The following is a 15,883-nucleotide window of genomic DNA, read 5'->3' on the forward strand; positions in this document are numbered from 1 at the left end:
GCTTTCTACTTAACCCAGGCTATTTCAATGAGATCGGGATCAAACCTTTTCCCTCGTCCTGCCGGATGGATGATAACGGCCCGAATGCTCTGTCTCAGTCGATGCTTTTTCTCTGGAATGGTGTAGCTCTTCCAGTCCCTCAGAAGGTCGGGGATTGGTTCCCGCGTTTGTGCCTTAGAGGCGAGAACTTTCCGACGCTCCCGAGTAAGTTTGTCGCGCTCGTTCTCTAGATCCTCGATCATGTCGAGGGCTTTATCTATGGAGATGCGCTTTTCTCTGCGTCGCGCACTGACTGAGTCAAGCTCTAGGCTAATCTCGGAAAGTCGCTTGTCATTCTTTGTTTCGTCGACCTCTTCGGCTTTGATCACCGTTCCAAGGCTCTTTCTCATTTCTTCGAGGTAGACGTCTGTGACAAGTTCTTCGATAGGGGGACCCACGCGCGTGATCCCTCCGCAACCGCCGAGATTGGTTAGGCAGGCATATCGGTATCCGTACTTCTCGTACGAACTAGTTCCTTTGGTGTACCAATTTGCAACCATTGAGAAGGAGCACAAACCACAACGAGCAATGCCGCTCAACAGGTACTTTTGAGAAGTGTCATGCGGTTTCTGGTTGCCAGCCTTCCTAGCGGTCTTGCGTCGCACAATCTCCTCTACGCACGCCGCCCACTCCTCCGGGGTGCAAACCGGCTCCCAGTCTCCCATGACCGGCTTGCCTTCATCGTCATAGACGATGTGGTCTGGCATCCATGGCTTTGCGTTTCCGCGACGGTCTTCCTGAGGCAAGTAGGTCTGATATCCGCAGTTACGAGGGTTGACCAATCGTGCTTCTACAGTCGAATACTGGAGACTGTATGTATTGCTGCCATCCTTCTTACGTCTCTTGTTTTCCTTGGGTTCATAGCCGAGAGTGATCCACTCGTGCCGAATTGTGCCAACCTTTTTGCCGCCGGGGATGGCACGAATTGCCGCGAGCAGATTATCCGCTTCGGTCTCGTGCAACGTTTTGCGGTCTTCCGCCCATCCGAAAGCACGAGGCGCGCCACGCATTCGGCCTCGCTTCGCATTGGCCCTGTTCGTTCCGCTGACTCGGCGTTTGGTGTTCGCAACCTCTAGACCGCCCACGCTAGCTTGCATCATGAACATGCTTCGCCCTTCGGGCGTGGACAGGTCGGTACCGCCGTCAACTGCCCGGCCGACAAGTTTCGGGTTGATCAGGTAGAGCCGGTTGACGCGTGCAGCATCAAACTCCAAGCGGACGACTCGGTCAGAGTGGGTAAAGACGATCCCACGTATGACGCCGCTCTCTAGGTCCCTAAGCATTTGCTCAAACTCGGGCCGGACTATCAGCGGGTCAGAAGCCGGGATGTTGTTGTCGTTGTACTCGCGGACGACCGTCCAGCCGAGGTGTTCCGCGAATCGGCGGCTCCGCTGGAACTGGTCGGCAACCTGCTCTCCTTCCTCGCGGCCGGTAGAGCCCGACTTGAGTGCCTTGTCTTCTGATAGCCGACCGTATGAACCAACCGGGACTAGCCCGACGGTCTGTGCGGTGGTGTCAGTGCTGGCCAGCTCCATGATCGTCGTCGTCATGGCGGCAGTGTACGCGAGAAGTGTGTTTCAGTGGTCTTCGGCCAGAAGAAGACGACCTTCCACTTGCCCTCGTAGGTCTTGTGGTCGATCTGCGCGAACGCCTTGTCCGCGTCGAGGTCCACGCAGGCGGTCAGGTCGAACTCGGGGAACTTGTCACCGACAGTGAGCACGCGCTCTCCTTCAGACTTGCTGAGAAAACCCCGTTGCGGGAGTTTCCTGAGGGTTGGACGAGAGCCAGAGTGCCACAGGAGGCATTGATCAGTGAAATAGCTAGACTGTGTGTTGTTGATCGGAGGTAGTTATCAGTGACAGCGTCCACGACGCCGGGAAGCAGACCCCGGCAGCCCAGCCTCGCCCAGCTCCGGGCCTTCGCCGCCGTCGCCGAGCACCTGCACTTCCGCGACGCCGCGGCCGACATCGGCATGAGCCAGCCCGCCCTCTCCGGCGCCGTCTCCGCGCTGGAGGAAGTGCTCGGGGTGCAGCTCCTAGAGCGTACGACCCGCAAGGTGCTGCTCAGCTCCGCGGGCGAACGGCTCGCGGCCCGCGCCCGTACCGTCCTCGATGCCGTCGGCGCGCTGCTGGAGGAAGCGGACGCCGCGCGCGCCCCCTTCACCGGGCCGCTGCGGCTCGGCGTGATCCCCACCGTGGCGCCGTACCTCCTGCCGACCGTACTGCGCCTCGTCCACGACGCCTATCCCGCGCTCGACCTCCAGGTCCACGAGGAGCAGACCGCCTCCCTCCTCGACGGGCTCGCCCACGGGCGGCTCGACCTGCTGCTCCTCGCGGTGCCGCTCGGCGCGCCGGGCACCACCGAGCTCCCGCTGTTCGACGAGGACTTCGTGCTCGTCATGCCCCACGAGCACTGGCTCGCCGGGCGCGGCGACATCCCCCGAGAGGCGCTCAAGGAACTCGACCTGCTCCTCCTCGACGAGGGCCACTGCCTGCGCGATCAGGCCCTCGACATCTGCCGCGAGGCGGGCCGCACGGCGGGCGCGGCCGTCACCACCAGCGCGGCGGGCCTCGCCACCCTGGTCCAGCTCGTCGGCGGCGGACTCGGCGTGACGCTCCTGCCGCGCACCGCGCTGCGCGTGGAGACCGACCGCAACGACCAGCTCACCACGGGGTGTTTCGCGGACCCGGCGCCGTCCCGCCGGATCGCGCTGGTCATGCGCTCAGGGGCCGCGCGCCAGGGGGAGTTCGAGGAGCTGGCGGCGGAGCTGCGCGAGGCGCTGCGCGCTCTGCCGGTGCGGATAGCGGCCTGACGGCTGGTCGGCGCTTACGGGCGGCGGTTGTGGGCACCCGGGGTGTAGCCGAACGCGCGCCGGAACACGTCGATGAACGCGCTGGTGGAGGCCCAGCCGCAGCGGTGCGCGACGGCCGTCACCGGCATGTCGCCGGCCAGCATCCGCAGTGCGTGGTACAGGCGCAGTTGAGTGCGCCACTGGGGGAAGGTCATGCCCAGCTCGCGGCGGAACAGCCGGCTGAGCGTGCGCTCACTGCCCCCGGTCGCGCTCCCCAGTTCGGCCAGCGTGCGCGGGTCGTCGGGGTGCCGGCGCAGCAGATCGCAGACGGCCGCGAGGCGCGGGTCCGTGGGGGACGGCAGCTGGACGAGCTGCTGGGGCGAGGCGCGCAGCTGGTCGAGGAGGACCGCGCGCAGCCGCCGCCGCTCCGGCGTCTCGTCGTGGGGGCCGCCGGTGTACGCGAGGATCAGCTCGCGCAGCAGCGGGCTGACGGCGAGGACGGTGGGGGAGCCGAGGCCCAGGGGGTTGGTGTCGGGCTCCAGGCCGAGCAGATGCAACGCGAGGTGTCCGTAGGCGCGGTGGGCGTGCACGCAGCCTGCCGGGACCCAGATGGCGCGGGTGCCGGGGGCGAAGCACGTACCGGCGTCGGTGGTGACGGCCACGACGCCGGAGCCCGCGTAGACGATCTGGTGGCCGTCGTGGCGGTGCGCGTCGACCTCCTCCCCGGGGGCCATCGACTGGGCGCGGGTAGGGGCCTCGGGCAAGTGGCGGATGTCCGGCATAGATTGGCACTTTATTGGAAGTGCGCCAGGCGGGCCGTGGTGGCGATGAGGGGATGGAGCCCACGCAGACCACGCAGACCTCGCGCACCCCGTCCGGCCGCTGGTCCATCACGCTGCTGTCCCTGGGCCATGCCTGCGTGGACGTCTACCAGGGCGCGGTGGCAGCCCTGGTGCCGTTCTTCGTCTCCGAACGCGCCTATACCTACGCCGCCGCCTCCGGCATCGTCCTCGCCGCCTCGCTGCTGTCCTCCGTGGTGCAGCCGCTGTTCGGGGCGCTCGTCGACAAGTGGGCCATGCCGTGGCTGCTGCCGGTGAGCACGCTGCTGGGCGGCGCGGGGGTCGCCCTCGCCGGGGTCGGCGGCTCGTACGCGCTCACGCTCGCGGCCGTCGCCGTGTCCGGCATCGGCATCGCCGCGTACCACCCGGAAGCCGCCCGCGTGGCCCGCGACGTCAGTCGCGGCAGCCATACCGCCATGGGCTGGTTCTCCCTCGGCGGCAACATCGGCTTCGCCGCCGCGCCCCTGATGGTCTCCGCCGTCATCGCCACCGGCGGCCTGCACGCCTCCCCGCTGCTCGTCGTCCCCGCCCTCGCCGGCGCGGCGCTGTGCGTGGCCGCGCTGCGGGCGCGGGTCCCCGACGCCGCGTCAGGAGGCGGCCCGGCCCGTGTGAAGGAGACTGTCGGCCGGGACGACTGGGCGTCCTTCGCGAAGCTGTCTGGGGCCATTGTGTGCCGCTCGATCGTCTTCGTCGGGCTCGGCGCGTTCATCTCGCTGTACGCGAGCCGGCGCACCGGCGGCGGGGACGCCGCGGGCACGGCCGCGCTGTTCGTGCTCTATCTCGGCGGCGCGGTGGGCACCGTGGCCGGCGGGCGGCTCGCCACCCGGTACGGGCGGATTCCGGTCGTCCAGTGGTCGTACGCCCTGAGCGTCCTGGCCGTGGCGGGCGTGGTCCTCGTCCCCGGACCGCCGCTCTATCTCTTCGTCGCGCTCACCTCGGCCGGGCTGTACGTGCCCTTCTCCCTGCACATCACCCTCGGCCAGGACTATCTGCCGCGGCGCGTGGGCACCGCGGGCGGCGTCACCCTGGGGCTGGCCGTCAGCGTCGGAGGCGTCGCCACCCCCGTCATCGGGGCCCTCGCCGATGCCACGTCCCTGCGGACGGCCCTCGCTCCGCTGATCGCGCTGCCCGCCGTCGGGTGGCTCCTGCTGCGTACGTTGAAGGAGCCCGAACTGCCCGGCGCGGGCGGGGGCGCGGGCGGCGGTGAGGCGTCGGCCGCCACGCCGCCGGGCCCCGCCGCCGACGCCGCGGCTCGTCCATGAGCCGGTCGCCGGAGGAGGGGCCCTACGGTCCGTCACTCCGTACGGTCCGTCACTCCGTCACTCCGTCACTTCGTACGGTCTGTCACTCCGTCACTCCGTACGGAGCCCGTCCGGGCGCATCATCCGCCACAGCGGCGGCAGGCTGATCAGCGTCACCACCAGGATCACGGCGGCGCCGACGCCCGTCATGGGCACGAACACCAGCCAGTCGGCGGTCGAGCGGTTGAGCATCCGCATCAGCACCACCCCCAGGCCCAGACCGCCCACGATGGCCAGGGCCAGGCCCAGCACCACCGGGACCGCCGTCTGCCACAGCACGGACCAGGCCATCGTGGTGCGCCGGGTGCCGAAGGCCACCAGCACGGACAGCAGCCGCCTGCGCTCGCGCAGCTGCTCCAGCATGGAGACCAGCATGCTGGCCGCGATCAGCAGCATCGTCGCCCCCGCGGCCAGGTACAGCCCGGTGGTGACGCTGTTGAACCGCTTGTCGTTGCGGAAGTTCTCGATGGACCGCACGAACATCGTCGGGTCGATCCGCGCCGCCGTGTTACGGACGTAGTCGGCCGCGTCCGGCTGCCGCGGGTCGACCCGGATGGTCATCCGCAGGGCGGGGCCTTGGAGGTCGGAGGCGCGCAGGGCCGAAGGGGTGGCGTAGATCCCCGACTGCCGGTCCCCTCGGGGGTCGGTGCGCGGCTGGAGGGTCCGCGCCGACTTCGGCACGGTCCACGTCTTGCCCGACGACTTCTTTCCCTCCTCGGGCGGCCGCAGGTCGAGCTTCGTGCCGGGCTTCGCCAACTCGCCGCTCGGGTCATAACCCCCGCCCCCCGGCAGCAGGAAGACGTCGCCGTCCTTGCAGCCCCCGGTCATCCGCGCGATCTGCTTCAGCGTCGGGCAGTCGCCGACCATCAGCGTCTCGCTGGGCTTGAACTCCTCCCCCTTGCGCAGCGGTCCCGCCCGCTCCACGGTCGCCTCGATGGTGCCGATGACACCGGCCACGCCCTTGGTGTTCCGGAAGTCGTCGAGCACCTTGTGCGCCGTGGCGGGGTCGTCCGTGTTCGTGTCGGCGTAGAGCTGCGCGCGCTCGCTGTCCATGCCCGTCGCCTTGCGGAAGTCGCCCTGCACGCCGGAGAAGAGCATCTGGAGCGCGATGGTGCCCGCCACCGCCACGGTGATGCCGCTGACCGCGCGCGCCGCCGTGCCGCTGCTGAGCTGGAGCCGCCGGGTGGCGAGCTGCCAGGCGACCGGACCGCCCTTGAACCGGCCCACCGCGGCCTCCACCAGCCAGGGCAGGAGCAGGGTGAGAGCGAGCAGCATCAGCGCCGCGCCCGTCGCGACCTGGGCCGTCTTGACCTGGCTGCCGCTGCCGCCGATGCTGCCGGCCAACGGCAGCAGCAGCGCCAGCCCGAGGACCAGGATGGCCAGCCGCCACAGCAGCCGCCGGCGTCGCTCGCCGGTGCCGCGCACCACGCCGAGCGGCTCGATGCTGATGCCGCGCAGCGCGAAGAGCGTGACGGCGACGGCGGACGCCGGAATGGCCAGCACGACGATCGCGGCGAGCCAGGGCACGGGGGTCACGTCGGCCGGGAAGACGTTGATGTCCCAGATCGTGACCGAGCCGATGAGCTCGCGCCCGAGCAGGAAGAACGCGGTACCCAGGACCAGGCCGAGGAGCGCCCCGAAGAGCGCCTCCCCGGCGGCGATCCGCCCTGTCATCCGCCGGTCGGCGCCGACCAGCCGCAGCGCGGCGAGCCGCCGGTCGCGCTGTTCGCCGCCGAACCGCACCGCCGTGGCGATGAAGACGGCCACCGGCATCAGCAGCACCACGCAGGCCACGATGATCACGAGCACGAGCTCCGCGTCCATCGGCCTGGTGTCGCCGTACCCCTTCTCGCCGCCGAAGTGGTCGGTGCGTATGCCCCTTACGTTGGAGCCGATGTTGTCGCTGCCCGCGTAGTAGATGAGTTCGCTGGGCCCCACCACGCCCTGGTCGCCGATGGTGCCGACGACCTTGTAGTTCTTCAGCCGCTCCCGCAGCAGCCCGCTCCCGGGCTCGTGCAGCAGGTCGCGCAGGGCGGGGGAGACGACCATCTCGCCGGGGCCGGGCATCTTCGCGACGCCGGGCGGCGCGGGCGGGCGGGCTCCGTCGGGCTGGAGCAGGATGCCGTTGATCTCGTCGTCGCGGAAGGCGCTCCTGTTGGTCAGGTAGCGGAAGGAGTGGTCGGAGGGGTGCAGTTCCCCTTCCGGGAAGGAGATGTAGCGGTTCTCTCCGCGCTGGTTGCGGGCGTCGAGGAGGTTGGGTATGGAGGAGGCGCCCAGCAGCAGGGCCACGCCCAGCCCCACGCCGACGGCGGTCAGGGTCGTACGGATCCAGCCCTGGCGTCCGCCGCCCGCGGCGAAGCGCACGCCCAACATGAGGTCGCGGGCCCAGGCGGCGAGCCCGCCCGGCGGCTTGCCCGGGGGCCGGCGGGCGCCGTCCCGGCCGGCCGTCGCGTCGTCGAGGCGGCTCACCGGGCACCCGCCATGTCACGGGCCTTGCCGTCGCGCACGACGACCTCGCGGTCCGAGTACGCGGCGACCCGCGCCTCATGGGTGACCAGCACGACGGCGGCCCTGGACTCGCGGGCGGCCTGGGTGAACAGCTCCATCACGCGCTCGCCGTTGAGCGAGTCCAGCGCGCCGGTCGGCTCGTCGGCGAACAGCACGCGCGGCGAGGTGACCAGCGAGCGGGCGACGGCGACGCGCTGCCCCTGGCCGCCGGAGACCTGACCGGGCCGCTTCGCACCCACCTCGGCGACCTCCAGCCGCTCCATCCACTCCAGCGCGCGGGCCTCGGCGGCCTTGCGCTTCACGCCGGTCAGGCGGAGCGGCAGGGCGACGTTCTCGACGCAGGTCAGCTCGGGTACGAGCTGGCCGAACTGGAAGACGAAGCCGAACTCGCCGCGGCGCAGCGCGCTGCGCTCGGCGTCGCCCATGGACGACAGCTCGCGGCCGTCGAAGCGCACGGACCCCGAGTCGGGCTGGACGATGCCGGCCAGGCAGTGCAGCAGCGTGGACTTGCCGGAGCCCGAGGGCCCCATGACGGCGACGACCTCGCCCGGATGGATGGAGAAGTCCGCGCCGTCGAGGGCGGGCGTGGGCCCGTACGCCTTGCGCAGGTCGTGGGCGGAGAGCAGGGCGCCGGCGGGGGTCACGGGCGTACCTCCTTGGCGAGCTGGCCGAGCCGGGCAGCGGTCAATTCCAGCCACCTCAGATCGGCTTCGAGGTGGAAGAGGGCGTGGTCGCAGATGAGCTGGTCGACGAGTTCGCCGGTGCGCTTCTGCTGGGTCAGTTCGCGCATCAGGCGCAGGTGTTCGGCGCGCTGCACGTCCAGTAGGTCGTTGGCGTCGCGGTCGGTCAGCAGCGCCAGGACGACCTTGGTGTAGAGGGTCGACTGGAGGTAGGGCTCGGGGGCCTCGGGCTGGGAGAGCCACTGGGCGACGTCGGTCACGCCCGCCTCGGTGATGGCGTACCGCTTCCGGTCGGGCCCGCTGCCGTGCTCTATGCCGTCGACCTCGACGAGGCCGTTCTTCAGCAGGCGCGACATCGTCGAGTAGACCTGGCCGTAGTGGAGCGGGCGGCTCTGGCCGAAGCGCTCGTCGAAGGCGCGCTTGAGGTCGTAACCATGGCGTGGCCCGGACTCCAGGAGTCCGAGCAGGGTGAGGCCGATTGACATGCGAGGCACTCTACACCACGTGTATACCTTGAGTGTATAGTTGGGGACGAAGGGCTGTTTTCGCAGGTCAGGATTGGTTTTTGGAGAGGTCGCGTACGTGCGTGACTACGAGCCGGGGCCGGGGCCGGAGCCGGGTGAGGGAGCCCTCTCCTCGCCCCCCGCGTCCCCGCCCCTGCCCCCGGCCCCGTCATGCTTCGGCGGCCGGCCGCGGCGCGGTATCGCGCCCGCGCCGCCGGGCAGCCGTCCCGCGTCCGCCAGCGCCTTGCGCAGCAGGAACTCGACCTGCGCGTTGGTGCTGCGCAGTTCGTCGCCCGCCCAGCGCGCCAGCGCGTCGTGCACCAGCGGGTCGAGCCGCAGCAGCACCTGTTTGCGCTGCCGCGGCCGCCGCTCGGGGGTCTGGCCGGTCACTGGTAGAGGGAGCCGGTGTTCAGGACGGGCTGTGCGGCGCGGTCGCCGCACAGCACCACCATGAGGTTGCTGACCATGGCTGCTTTTCGCTCCTCGTCGAGCTCGACGATCCCCTGCTCGCTGATGCGGCCCAGCGCCTCCTCGACCATGCCGACCGCGCCCTCCACGATCTGCCGGCGGGCGGCCACGACCGCGCCCGCCTGCTGGCGCTGGAGCATCGCGGAGGCGATCTCCGGGGCGTACGCGAGGTGGGTGAAGCGCGACTCGATGATGTGCACGCCGGCCGCCTCGACACGGGCGCTCAGCTCGACGGCGAGCTTCTCGGTGATCTCCTCGGCATTGCCGCGGAGCGAGAGCCCGTCCTCGTCGTGGGCGTCATAGGGGTACTCGATGGCGATGTGGCGGACGGCGGCCTCGGTCTGGGTGGAGACGAACTCCAGGAAGTCGTCGACCTCGAACATCGCCTGCGCGGTGTCCTCCACCCGCCAGACGACGACCGCGGCGAGCTCGATCGGGTTGCCGTAGGCGTCGTTCACCTTGAGCACCGCGGTCTCGTGGTTGCGCACGCGGGTCGAGATCTTCTCCCGGCTGGTGAACGGGTTGACCCAGCGCAGGCCGTCGGTGCGGATGGTGCCGCGGTAGCGGCCGAAGAGCTGGACGACGCGGGCCTCGCCGGGCGCCACCATGTTCACGCCCCGCAGGGCGAACAGCGAGGCGACCAGGAGCACGATGCCGATGACGACCAGCGGCACGCCGAGCGCCTTGTGGCCGCCGGCCGCCATCGCGCCGCCGCCGATGGCGAGCGCGATGCCGGCGAGCACGCCGACCACGCTGAGCAGCAGGCCGAGTCCGCCGTTGATGTCGTGCGCCGGGGTCTCGCGGACGCGGGGCGCGGGCATCGCCGGGCCCTCGGAGCCGTCGGTGGGCGCGGTATCGGCTGTGGACATGGTGGTCCCCCGTTTCTGACGTGGTGTCCGGCAGGCGCGGACGGTCGTTCCGCGTCTAGCAAAGTGCTATCACTTTACACCCCGGAGTGGGTGCATGAATGTGACGGGACTACGGTTCCAGGACAGGCGCGTGCTGTATGTCACGTGTGGTAAGGGCTGCTCCCGTGAGCTTTTGGTGACAGATGCGGTGTTAGTTTCTTGAGCCGGGTTTGGGGGCGGACAGACTGGAGCTACGGGAGCGATGGGCCGAGCGGAAGCGCGGAAGGCGCAGAAGAAGGGCGCCCGCAGAGCAAAGGGCAAGACGGGCGCGAACGGTAAAAAGCGTGGCATACGCCGCTTTTTCACCTGGAAGAAGCTGCTCGCCTACTTTGTGGCTGTGTGCGCGCTCATCGTGGGCGGCGCCATCGGGCTCTACTGGTACGTGGACGTGCCGGAGGGCGGCAACGCCGCGGCCAAGGCGCAGAGCAACGTCTACAAGCTGAGCAACGGCGAGGTGCTGGCCCGCAAGGGCACCACCAACCGTGAGTCCGTGCCGCTCGCGAAGGTCCCGGTGGACGTCCAGCACGCCTTCGTCGCCGTCGAGAACAAGAACTTCTACGACGACGACGGCGTCGACATCAAGGGCACCACCCGCGGCATCCTCAACACCCTGATGGGGCGAGGCAAGCAGGGTGGCTCGACCATCACCCAGCAGTACGTCAAGAACTACTACCTGGGCCAGGAGCAGACCGTCACCCGCAAGGTGAAGGAACTGATCATCTCCCTCAAGGTCGACCGCGAGAAGGACAAGAACGAGATCCTCGCGGGGTACCTGAACACCAGCTTCTACGGGCGCAACGCCTACGGCATCCAGGCCGCCGCCCGCGCGTACTACGGCAAGGACGTCGGCAAGCTCTCGATCGAGGAGGGCGCCTACCTCGCCGCGCTGCTCCAGGCCCCGAGCCAGTACGACATGGCGATAGCCGGGCCGAAGGGCAAGGAACTCGCGATGGGCCGCTGGAACGACTCCCTGAACAAGATGGTCGAGAAGGGCTGGCTCGACAAGGCCAAGCGGGCCAAGATGAAGTTCCCGCAGCCGATCAAGCCCAAGCCCGAGCCCGGACTCTCGGGCCAGACCGGCTACCTGGTGAAGGCGGCCAACGACGAGTTGCGCAGGTCCGGCGTCTCGGACCAGGAGCTGGCCTCGGGCGGCTGGACCATCACGCTCAACATCGACCCGAAGAAGCAGGACGCGCTGAAGGCGGCCGTCAAGAGCCAGTTCCTCGACAAGCTCGACACCAAGACGCGCAAGGCGGACCGGGACGCGCAGGTCGGCGCCACCTCCGTGGATCCGAAGACCGGCAAGATCCTCGCGATGTACGGCGGTACGGACTACCTCAAGCACTACACCAGCAACGCCACCCGCGAGGACTACCAGCCGGCCTCCACCTTCAAGCCGATCATCCTGGCCGCCGCGCTCAAGGATGGTTCGAAGACGCAGGACGGCGAGCCGATCAACGCGAACACCATCTACGACGGTACGAGCGGGCGCCCCGTCAAGGGCAGTACGACGGCGTTCGCCCCGCCCAACGAGGACCACGTGGACTACGGTCCCGTCACCGTCCAGAAGGCGATGGACAACTCCGTCAACTCCGTCTTCGCGCAGATGGCGGTGGACGTCGGCCTCGACAAGGTCAAGCAGACCGCCATCGATATGGGCCTGAGCGCCAACGCGGGCGGCTTCGACGTGCGGCCCGCCATGTCGCTCGGCGTGATGGGCGCGAGCCCGATGGAGATGGCCGGGATCTACGCGACGGTCGACAACCACGGCAAGAAGGTCACGCCGACGATCGTCAAGTCCGCGACGAACAACATCGGCGGCAAGGCCGAGATCAAGGACCCGATCGGCGACCAGATCCTCCCGCGCGAGACCGCCGACTCCCTCACCAGCGTGCTGACCGACGTGGTCGAAGGCGGTACGGGCTCCAAGGTGAAGAACGAGGACCATCAGGTGGCGGGCAAGACCGGTACCTCCGACGACAACAAGTCGGCCTGGTTCACCGGCTACACGCCCGGCCTCGTCACCTCGGTCGGCATCTTCGGCGAGGGCGAGGGCGGCAAGCAGGTGAGCCTCGCGGGCGCCGCGGGCAAGAAGCGCGTCAACGGCGGTGACGCGCCGGCCGAGATCTGGTCCGCGTACACGAAGAGCGCGCTGAGCGGCGCGTCGCCGTCCAAGTTCGACCTGACGGAGGGGTCGGAGCTGGATCCCCCGCCGCCCACGGCCACACAGACGCAGGCGCCGCCCACCGCCACGCATTCGGAGTCGCCGCCGCCCACGGCCACGCATACGCAGGCGCCGCCGCCCACGACGCATACGCAGGCACCGCCGCCGCCGACGCATACGCACGCGCCGCCGCCCACGCATTCGCCGCCGCCGTGGACGCACTCCCCGCCGCCGACGCTGCCGACCCACGACGGTGGTGGCGGACCCGGCGACGGAGGCTGGGACCTGGACGACTGAGCACGCGCCGGGCCCCGCCGATCCCATCGGATCGGCGGGGCCCGGTTCGTCTTGTGCGGCCCGTGCCCGTACAGCGCGGTGGCGGTCGCCCGTCAGCCGCCGTTGACCTTGGCCGCGACGCGGTCGCCGAGCGCCTTGTCGACGTTGTGCCAGTACTGGAGGGCGCGCTCGGTCACCGGCTTGCTGACGCCGCCCTTGATGTGCCCGGCGATGTTGTCGGCGAGCCGCTCGCGGGCCGCGTCGTCGAGGACCTCGCGCACCATGGTGCCCGGCTGCGTCCAGTCGTCGTCCTCGCGGTGCTGCCGGTACGCCTCGCGGACCATCTCGCCCGCCGCGGCCCAGCCCGCCGGGTCGCCGAAGGCGCGGGTGTCCGCGTCCGGGCCGCCCTTGGAGTTCGGCGCGTACGGGGCCGACGCGTTGGACGGCACGTACCGCATCGGGCCGTCCTTGGAGTAGGAGTTGACGGGCGAGTGCGGCCGGTTGGGCGGCAGCTGCGTGTAGTTGGGGCCGATGCGGTACCGGTGGGTGTCCGGGTACGAGAACAGCCGGCCCAGCAGCATCTTGTCCGGGGACGGGCCGATGCCCGGCACCAGGTTCGAGGGTTCGAACGCGGCCTGCTCGATGTGGATGAAGAAATCCTCCGGGTTGCGGTCGAGCGTCATCCGGCCGACCTCGATCAGCGGGTAGTCGCCGTGCGGCCACACCTTGGTCAGGTCGAACGGGTTGAAGCGGTAGTCCGCCGCGTCCTCGAATGGCATGACCTGGACGTACATCGTCCACGAGGGCGCGTCGCCGCCCGCGATCGCGTCGGACAGATCACGGCGGTGATAGTCGCCGTCCTCGCCCGCCAGGCGGTCGGCGTCCGCCTGGGTGAGGAAGTCGATGCCCTGGTCGGTCTTGATGTGGTACTTGATCCAGAACCGCTCGCCGCCGCCGTTGACCCACATGTACGTGTGGGAGCTGTAGCCGTTCATGTGGCGGTAGCTCTTGGGGATGCCGCGGTCGCCCATCAGCCAGGTGACCATGTGCGCCGACTCGGGGGACAGCGTCCAGAAGTCCCACTGCATGTCGTTGTCGCGCAGCCCGTTGTCGGGGCGGCGCTTCTGGGAGCGGATGAAGTCCTGGAACTTCATCGGGTCCTTGACGAAGAAGACCGGCGTGTTGTTGCCCACCATGTCGTAGTTGCCGTGCTCGGTGTAGAACTTCAGCGCGAAGCCGCGGGGGTCGCGCCAGGTGTCCGGGCTGCCCTGCTCGCCCGCGACGGTGGAGAAGCGGGCCAGCATCTCGGTCCGCCTGCCCGGCTGGAAGAGGTCGGCCTTGGTGAACTGGCTGACGTCATTGGTCACCGTGAAGGTCCCGTACGCACCGCTGCCCTTGGCGTGCACCACCCGCTCGGGGACCCGTTCGCGGTTGAACTGGGCCATCTTCTCGATCAGGTAGTGGTCCTGGAGCAGGATCGGACCGGTGTCGCCGGCGATGGTCAGCGAGTGCTCGTCGCTCTCCACCGGAATGCCGACGTTGTTCGTCGTGTACGGGGCCTTGGGCGCGGAGTCGGTCATTCGGAGCGCCTCCATAGGGTGCGCGGGAACGTGGTGGCGTGGTGCTCTGTCCACCCAAGCAGTCAACTCCGCCGACGGCATGTCGGCAACAGCTTGGACTGGGTCCAACTCCGTACACGAGAGAGTTCTAGACACCTGCCGGTATGGGGAGCTCGAACCAGACCACTTTCCCCGCGCTCAGCCGCGTCGCACCCCACCGCCGCGCCATCCTGTTCACCAGGTACAGCCCCCGGCCGCCCTCGTCGGAGGGGCGCGCCTGGCGCAGCCTCGGCAGCTGCGGCACGTCGTCGCCCACCTCGCAGCGCAGCACGTCCGTACGCAGCAGCCGCAGCGTGATCGGCCGCTCCGCGTACCGCACGGCGTTCGTGACCACCTCGCTGACCAGCAGCTCCACCGAGTCCGTCAGCTCCTCCAGGCCCCAGCGCGCCAGCGCCCGGCGGGCGAGGCGGCGCGCCTGGCCCGCCGTCTGGGCGCGCGGATCCAGGAACCAGTACGCCACGTCGCTCGGCGCGATCCCGTCGAAGCGGGCCGCCAGCAGCGCGATGTCGTCGTCCCGGTCGCCCGGCCCGAGCATCCCCAGCACCTCGTCGCAGAGCGGCTCCAGGGGCGGCGGGTTCGGGCCGGTCAGCCGGGCCGTCTCGGTCAGCCGCTCCCGCAGCTGCTCGATGCCCGTCCACACGTCCCGGATCCGCGACTCGACGAGCCCGTCCGTGTACAGCAGCAGCGTCGCGCCCGCCGGGGCGTCCAGCTCGACCGCCTCGAAGTCCACGCCGCCTACGCCGATCGGGGCGCCCGGCGGTACCCGCAGCACCTCCGCGCGCCCGCCACGGTGCAGCAGCAGCGGCGGTGGATGACCGGCGTTGGCGATCACGATGCGGTGCGCGACCGGGTCGTAGACCGCGTACAGGCAGGTGGCCATCCGGTCGGTGCCCAGCCGCTGCGCCTGCTCGTCGAGATGGTGCAGCACCTCCTGCGGCGGCAGGTCGAGCCCCGCCAGGGTCTGCGCGGTGGTGCGCAGCTGGCCCATGATCGCCGCGGAGGTCATGGAGTGGCCCATCACGTCGCCGACGACCAGCGCCACCCGGTTGCCGGGCAGCGGGATCGCGTCGTACCAGTCGCCGCCGACGCGCGCGGTCTCCGCGGCCGGCAGATAGCGGCTGGCGAGCCGGACGCCCGTCGGCTGCGGCAGGGAGTCCGGCAGCATGGTGCGCTGGAGCTCGTCCGCGATGTAGACCTCGCGCCCGTACAGCACCGCCTTGTCCACGCCGAGCGCGGTATGCGTGGCCAGCTGCGCCGCCACCAGCAGGTCGTCGCTCTCGAAGGCGGGCCGCTCCGGGCGGCGTACGAACACGGCCGCGCCGATCACCCGGCGGCGCCCGCGCAGCGGCGCGAGGATCGTACGGTGCCCGTCCGGCACCCGGCGGACGTCGCCCAGCAGCTCCGGCAGCGCGGCCCGCGCCGCCGTGGAGTCCCCGAACACCGGCCGTACGCCGCGCAGCACCTCGGCCAGCGGGCCGCCCATGACCACCTCGCACCGCTCGGTGGCGCCGCCGGCGAGCGCGGGGCTCAGATCCGGCTGCGGGGGCAGCAGCGGCAGCCGTACGCCGTCGGTGTCGGCCTCCTCGGGTATCCGGTCGGTGCGCCGCAGCCGCAGGACGACCGGGTCCACGGGGCGCTCGTCGCCCACCGGCAGCGGGTCGCGCAGATAGACGAGGATCGCGTCCGCGAACGTCGGCACGGTCGCCCGGCAGAGCCCGAGCACGATCTCGTCGAGGTCGATGCCGCGCGCGATGCGGCGCGTCGCGGCCCCCACGAACCGAAGCCGC

General features: G+C 69.8%; 12 protein-coding genes and 1 pseudogene. 3 read left to right on the forward strand and 10 right to left on the reverse strand.

From position 1 onward, the window contains the following. Positions 1-5: 5 nt before the first annotated feature. Both ACFU99_RS10670 and ACFU99_RS10675 read right to left on the reverse strand, forming a co-directional pair. Entirely contained in the window at positions 6-1,589 is a 1,584-nt protein-coding gene (locus ACFU99_RS10670) for a recombinase family protein (protein WP_384388845.1), read from the reverse strand. A 35-nt stretch (positions 1,590-1,624) separates the two neighbouring features. After that, positions 1,625-1,759: pseudogene (locus ACFU99_RS10675) on the reverse strand (redoxin domain-containing protein); the annotation flags it as partial. A gap of 135 nt (positions 1,760-1,894) precedes the next feature. On the opposite strand from ACFU99_RS10675, the gene ACFU99_RS10680 reads away from it, so the two are divergent. Continuing rightward, positions 1,895-2,851 carry a LysR substrate-binding domain-containing protein gene (locus tag ACFU99_RS10680; protein ID WP_384388848.1) on the forward strand — a complete coding sequence of 319 codons (957 nt, stop codon included), beginning with the start codon at positions 1,895-1,897 and terminating at the stop codon, positions 2,849-2,851. Positions 2,852-2,865: 14 nt separating this feature from the next. Here the strand turns inward: ACFU99_RS10680 and ACFU99_RS10685 are convergent, their stop codons facing one another. After that, complete coding sequence (locus ACFU99_RS10685; RefSeq protein ID WP_384388851.1) at positions 2,866-3,612, reverse strand: AraC family transcriptional regulator; 747 nt, start codon at positions 3,610-3,612, stop codon at positions 2,866-2,868. 53 nt (positions 3,613-3,665) lie between these two features. On the opposite strand from ACFU99_RS10685, the gene ACFU99_RS10690 reads away from it, so the two are divergent. After that, a complete protein-coding gene (locus ACFU99_RS10690) occupies positions 3,666-4,931 on the forward strand; it encodes an MFS transporter (RefSeq protein WP_384388854.1) in 1,266 nt (421 codons plus the stop codon). 90 nt (positions 4,932-5,021) lie between these two features. Here the strand turns inward: ACFU99_RS10690 and ACFU99_RS10695 are convergent, their stop codons facing one another. From ACFU99_RS10695 to ACFU99_RS10715, 5 genes are all read right to left on the reverse strand, one after another. Next, positions 5,022-7,439 (reverse strand): ABC transporter permease, encoded by a 2,418-nt coding sequence (locus tag ACFU99_RS10695; protein WP_384388856.1) that lies wholly within the window; start codon positions 7,437-7,439, stop codon positions 5,022-5,024. Then, a complete protein-coding gene (locus tag ACFU99_RS10700) occupies positions 7,436-8,122 on the reverse strand; it encodes an ABC transporter ATP-binding protein (RefSeq protein ID WP_384388860.1) in 687 nt (228 codons plus the stop codon). Before ACFU99_RS10700 ends, ACFU99_RS10695 begins: the two co-directional genes overlap by 4 nt. After that, on the reverse strand, positions 8,119-8,643 hold the full coding sequence (locus tag ACFU99_RS10705) for a PadR family transcriptional regulator (protein ID WP_384388863.1): 525 nt from the start codon (positions 8,641-8,643) through the stop codon (positions 8,119-8,121). Before ACFU99_RS10705 ends, ACFU99_RS10700 begins: the two co-directional genes overlap by 4 nt. Positions 8,644-8,748: 105 nt before the next feature. Then, positions 8,749-9,051, reverse strand: a complete 303-nt coding sequence (locus ACFU99_RS10710; protein ID WP_384388865.1) for a hypothetical protein — start codon at positions 9,049-9,051, stop codon at positions 8,749-8,751. Further along, complete coding sequence (locus ACFU99_RS10715) at positions 9,048-9,998, reverse strand: SPFH domain-containing protein (protein ID WP_384388868.1); 951 nt, start codon at positions 9,996-9,998, stop codon at positions 9,048-9,050. Before ACFU99_RS10715 ends, ACFU99_RS10710 begins: the two co-directional genes overlap by 4 nt. Before the next feature lie 241 nt (positions 9,999-10,239). Between ACFU99_RS10715 and ACFU99_RS10720 the strand changes: the two genes are divergently transcribed. Next, positions 10,240-12,498 (forward strand): transglycosylase domain-containing protein, encoded by a 2,259-nt coding sequence (locus tag ACFU99_RS10720; protein WP_384388870.1) that lies wholly within the window; start codon positions 10,240-10,242, stop codon positions 12,496-12,498. 92 nt (positions 12,499-12,590) lie between these two features. On the opposite strand, the gene ACFU99_RS10725 is transcribed toward ACFU99_RS10720, so the two are convergent. Both ACFU99_RS10725 and ACFU99_RS10730 read right to left on the reverse strand, forming a co-directional pair. Then, the gene (locus tag ACFU99_RS10725) at positions 12,591-14,057 is read right to left on the reverse strand and encodes a catalase (RefSeq protein WP_384388873.1); all 1,467 of its coding nucleotides are present in this window, start codon (positions 14,055-14,057) and stop codon (positions 12,591-12,593) included. Between the two features lie 127 nt (positions 14,058-14,184). After that, a partial coding sequence (locus ACFU99_RS10730; RefSeq protein WP_384388876.1) for a SpoIIE family protein phosphatase occupies positions 14,185-15,883 on the reverse strand: 1,699 nt, incomplete at its 5' end.

Source organism: Streptomyces sp. NPDC057654 (assembly GCF_042800135.1).
GTDB lineage: Bacteria > Actinomycetota > Actinomycetes > Streptomycetales > Streptomycetaceae > Streptomyces.